Origin of the sequence: Actinomadura sp. 6K520 (genome assembly GCF_004349245.1) — a bacterium.
Taxonomy (GTDB): Bacteria; Actinomycetota; Actinomycetes; order Streptosporangiales; family Streptosporangiaceae; genus Spirillospora.
In genome coordinates, this window is the sequence record NZ_SMLC01000308.1 from 1 (window position 1) to 5,076 (window position 5,076).

Annotated in this window: 4 protein-coding genes; all 4 read right to left on the reverse strand. The window is 71.3% G+C overall.

Features of this window, described 5'->3' with window-relative positions:
- The coding region (locus E1289_RS36440; protein ID WP_207929392.1) for a hypothetical protein at positions 1–215 on the reverse strand (215 nt) is incomplete at its 3' end.
- 252 nt (positions 216–467) lie between these two features.
- A complete protein-coding gene (locus tag E1289_RS36445) occupies positions 468–1,496 on the reverse strand; it encodes a 2-oxoacid:ferredoxin oxidoreductase subunit beta (protein WP_207929394.1) in 1,029 nt (342 codons plus the stop codon).
- Between the two features lie 79 nt (positions 1,497–1,575).
- Positions 1,576–3,417, reverse strand: a complete 1,842-nt coding sequence (locus E1289_RS36450; protein ID WP_131988555.1) for a 2-oxoacid:acceptor oxidoreductase subunit alpha — start codon at positions 3,415–3,417, stop codon at positions 1,576–1,578.
- A 518-nt stretch (positions 3,418–3,935) separates the two neighbouring features.
- Positions 3,936–5,076: hypothetical protein (locus E1289_RS38710; protein WP_207929393.1), on the reverse strand; the 1,141-nt coding region annotated here is incomplete at its 5' end.

A 5,076-nucleotide genomic window follows, 5' to 3' on the forward strand; every position in this document is an offset into this window, starting at 1 on the left:
CGCCCGGGGAGTCGGCCGGGGGCGGCGGGCCGCTCCCCGGCCGACTCCCCGGGCGAGTCCCCGGCCGACTCCCCGGCCGACTCCTTGAGCGAGTCCTTGGACGACTCCTCGGCCGACTCCTCGGGCGAGTCCGCGGATGACTTCTCAGACGACGGGTCGCGCGCGGGATCCTCGTCCTGCCGACGATTCCTGCTGCGGCGCGGAATGACCCGCATCGTCACCTCCCCGGCTCCATGATCCGTTCAGCAGTCTTTCAGCCGGAGCCGCGGTCCCGCACCGTGTCCCGGCCGAATGCGGCCACGGGATCTCCCCGGTCGCTCACCATGTGATGAACCGTGCCCCGTTCGCCGGGTTTCAATGTTCGCCGGGTTCCAAAATGCCGAAGGCCCGGCCCCGGGGAACCGGGACCGGGCCTTCGGGCCGTGCTCGGCCGATCACTGGCCGCCGTGCTCAGTCGATGCGCGTGCTCAGTCGATGCGCCAGGTGTCGCCGCTGCCGAGCAGCGCCGCCAGGTCGCCCTCTCCCTGCGACTCGACGGCGTCGTCGAGCTGGGCCCGCATCAGCTCGTCGTACGACGGGCGGTCCACGTCGCGGAAGATGCCGATCGGGGTGTGCTCGAACGCCGGCTGGTCCAGCCGCGACAGCGCGAACGCCTGCGACGGGTCCGGGTTGTGCGCGTCGTGCACGGCGATCTCGGACGGGTCGACGTCCGCGACGTTCACGACCTCGAACGACCCGGCCGCGTTGCGGCGCAGCGCCTTGGTACGGTCCGCGCCGAACACGATCGGCTCGCCGTGCTCCAGCCGCACGGTGACGTCGTCGCGGACCGCCGCGTCCTTCAGCGGCTCGAACGCGTTGTCGTTGAAGATGTTGCAGTTCTGGTAGATCTCCACGAGCGCGGTGCCGCGGTGCTGCGCCGCCGCCCGCAGCACCGACTGCAGGTGCTTGCGGTCGGAGTCGATCGTCCGGGCGACGAACGTGCCCTCCGCGCCGATCGCCAGCGACAGCGGGTTGAACGGCGCGTCCAGCGACCCCATCGGCGTCGACTTGGTGATCTTGCCGAGCTCGGACGTCGGCGAGTACTGGCCCTTGGTCAGCCCGTAGATCCGGTTGTTGAACAGCAGGATCTTCAGGTTGACGTTGCGGCGCAGCGCGTGGATGAGGTGGTTGCCGCCGATGGACAGCGCGTCGCCGTCGCCGGTCACCACCCACACCGACAGGTCCGGGCGGGACGTGGCGAGGCCGGTCGCGATCGCCGGCGCGCGGCCGTGGATCGAGTGGAACCCGTAGGTGTTCATGTAGTACGGGAACCGCGACGAGCAGCCGATGCCGGAGACGAACGTGATGTTCTCCCGGCGCAGCCCCAGCTCGGGCAGGAAGGACTGGACGGCCGCGAGGATCGCGTAGTCACCGCACCCGGGGCACCAGCGCACCTCCTGGTCGGTCTTGAAGTCCTTCATCGTCTGCTTCTCGTCCGTCTTCGGGACGAGGGACAGCGGCGACCGGCCGTTCGCGGCGCCGCCGGCGGCGGTGGCCCCGTTGCCGTTCGCGGAGCCGTTGCCGTTCGCTCCGTTGTCACTCACTCTCGATCACATCCTGGATGACGCCCTGGAGCTCCTCGGCCTTGAAGGGCAGGCCGCGGACCTGGTTGTAGCCGATCACGTCGACGAGGTACCGGCCGCGCAGCAGCATCGCGAGCTGGCCGAGGTTGATCTCCGGGACGATGACCTTGTCGTAGGAGCGCAGGACCTCCGGCAGGTTCGCGGGGAACGGGTTGAGGTGCCGCAGGTGCGCCTGCGCCACGCTCCGCCCCTCCTTGCGGACCAGCCGGACGGCGGCGGAGATCGCGCCGAACGTCCCGCCCCAGCCCAGCACGAGCACCCGCGCGGCGCCGGACGGGTCGTCCACGGTGAGCGGCTCGATGTCGTTCGCGATCCCGTCGACCTTGGCCTGGCGGAGCCGGGTCATCTTGTCGTGGTTGCCAGGGTCGTAGGAGATGTTGCCGGACCCGTCGGCCTTCTCCAGGCCGCCGATCCGGTGCTCCAGCCCCGCCGTGCCCGGGATCGCCCACGGACGGGCGAGGGTCTCGGGGTCCCGTGCGAACGGCTGGAAGCCCTCCTGGGACGGTTCCGCGAAGCCCGGCTCGATCTTCGGCAGCGCCGCCACGTCCGGCAGCCGCCACGGCTCGGAGCCGTTGGCGAGGTAGCCGTCCGACAGCAGGATCACCGGCGTGCGGTACTTCACCGCGATCCGGGCCGCCTCCAGCGCCGCGTCGAAGCAGTCCGACGGGGACTGCGGCGCGATCACCGGGACGGGCGCCTCGCCGTTGCGGCCGTACATGGCCTGCAGCAGGTCGGCCTGCTCGGTCTTGGTCGGCAGCCCGGTGGACGGCCCGGCCCGCTGCACGTCGATGACCAGCAGCGGAAGCTCGGTCGCGACGCCGAGGCCGATCGTCTCGCTCTTCAGCGCGACCCCCGGGCCGGACGTCGTGGTGACGCCGAGGGACCCGCCGAAGGAGGCGCCGAGCGCCGCGCCGACCGCGGCGATCTCGTCCTCGGCCTGGAACGTGCGGACGCCGAACTTCTTGTGCTTGGAGATCTCGTGCAGGATGTCGGACGCCGGCGTGATCGGGTAGGAGCCGAGGAAGATCGGCAGCCCGCTCTGCACGCCCGCCGCGACCAGCCCGTAGGCCAGCGCCATGTTCCCGGTGATGTTGCGGTAGAGGCCCGGCTCGTGCTCGGCCGGCTTGATCTCGTACTGCGTCGAGAACGCCTCGGTCGTCTCGCCGTAGCTCCAGCCCGCCTGGAAGGCCGCGATGTTGGCCTTCATGATCTCGGGCTTCTTGGCGAACTTCCGCTCCAGGAAGGCGATCGTCCCCTCGGTGGGACGGTGATACAGCCAGGACAGCAGCCCCAGCGCGAACATGTTCTTCGCGCGTTCGGCGTCCTTCTTGGTGATGTCGAAGTCGGCGAGCGCCGTCACCGTCATCGAGGTGAGCTGCAGCGCGTGCACCCGGTACTCGGCGAGCGAGTCGTCCTCGACGGGGCTCGTCGCGTAGCCGACCTTGGCCAGGTTGCGCTTGGTGAACTCGTCGGTGTTGATGATCAGATCCGCCCCGCGGGGGAGGTCCCCGAGGTTGGCCTTGAGGGCGGCGGGATTCATCGCGACCAGGACGTTGGGCGCGTCGCCCGGCGTGAGGATGTCGTGGTCGGCGAAGTGCAATTGGAAACTGGACACGCCGGGAAGGGTCCCGGCGGGGGCGCGGATCTCGGCCGGGAAGTTCGGCAACGTCGACAAGTCGTTGCCGAACGCCGCCGTCTCCTGGGTGAAGCGGTCGCCGGTCAGCTGCATGCCGTCGCCGGAGTCTCCGGCGAAACGGATGATGACGCGGTCGAGCTGCTGGACCTGTTTGGTCACAGAGGAAGACCTCCTCGACGCGCAGCACCCGTCCTGGGGGAGGCACCCAGGATCGTGATGCTACTTAGGCTTACCTTCATGGTATGTCCGGGGTGGGATGGGGTAACGGGGACGGTTTGCTCACCGGGACGAAGGCATGCGCCACCCGGTGCTGTCCCGGTTTCCGGTGGCCGCCGGTCATGGGAGGCATGGACCGTGGCCGCCGTTCTGCCCGTCATGTGACGTCCCGCTCCAGGGAGGTCGTGACCCCGTATAGCACAAGACGTATCACTTCGGTGCGAGGTTCACGCGGCTCCCCGGGATTCGGGCAGGTCCTATCCGGAAGTACGACCTGGACGGGTCCCCGAGTTCATCCCGAACACAGGCTGCTGCGCTGGCGGCACAGGTCGACGTGCAGACGCCTGACCAGCCGCGCGGGATTCGTCGAGGAGCTCCGGCTCCCCACCGGCGTGGAGTTCACAGCCGCAGTGTAGATGGCCCGAAATTCGTTGCGGGCCACCGACCCTGGTCAAACGCGTTCACGACCCTTCCGGAGGCTGCGACGTCGCGACCTCCGGCGCCGCCGACCGGCCCGCCGAAGGGCCCGGCCCGGTGGGTTCCGGCGGGGTCGGCGGCGGCACCACCGCGGCGCGCTCCCGGTCCACCCGGGCGAGGAGCCTGCCGACGGCGTCCTCCGCCACCGCCTCCCCGACCACGTGCGCGGTCGCCGCGTACGGGTAGGACCCGGGATTGTCCAGGGCGTGCCGCATCCAGGTGCGCCACCGCCCGCTCGTGACGGTGCAGCGCAACGTCATCGCGCGGTCCGCCGGGACCGGCTGCGACGCGGTGCACGAGCCGAGCGGCCTGCCGCGCGACGAGAGCGCGGCCCGCAGCGCCACCCGCGCGCCGTCCGGCACCGTGCCCGCCGGCTCGGCCAGCGTCGCGGGCACGTGCACGGTGCAGCCGTTGGTGTTCTGGTCGCAGTTGGCGAACGTCAGCGCCCCCGGCTCGAAGCGCAGCCGGGGGTCGGCGGCGCCGCCGAGGTTCGCGACGCGGGGCCGCAACTCGGCGAACAGCGTCGCCGGCGCCGCCACGGGCGCGACGGTGAGCACGGGCGCGTGCGGGCCGCCGGCCCGCACCGACAGCAGCCGATGCGGAGGCGCCGCGGCCATCAGGTACTCCGCCCGCTGCGTCCTGACCACGTACGCCGGGACGCCGTTCACGGTCTCCGTGGGCGGCTTCGCCGGTGCCTGGGCCAGCAGCCGGGCGATGGACTCCGGCCCGAGGACGGCCGGAACGGCGAAACCGGGCATCGACTTCGGCGCCCTGGACCACCGGCCCGCGTAGTACTCCGTCTTGGTCACGCCCGTGACGTAGTCGCGCCAGAACGCCGGCCCGGCCTTGATGTAGGTGTCCCCGTCGATCGCGACGACGTTCGCCGTCACCGGCCCCGCCGTCAGCGTGCCGGTCGCCAGCCCCGACGGGGTCAGCCGCAGATGCACCTGGACGGGCCTGCCGCCGACCGTCATCGCCCCGTCGTAGCGCAGCCCCGTCCCGGACGTGAGCCGCTGCCCCGCCTGGACCGTCCACGCCGGAGGAGCGGCCCGCACGGTCGCCTCGACCTGCTTCTTGACCGGCTTCTCCCCGCCGCCGACGGCGACGGCCGCCACGGCCCCCGCC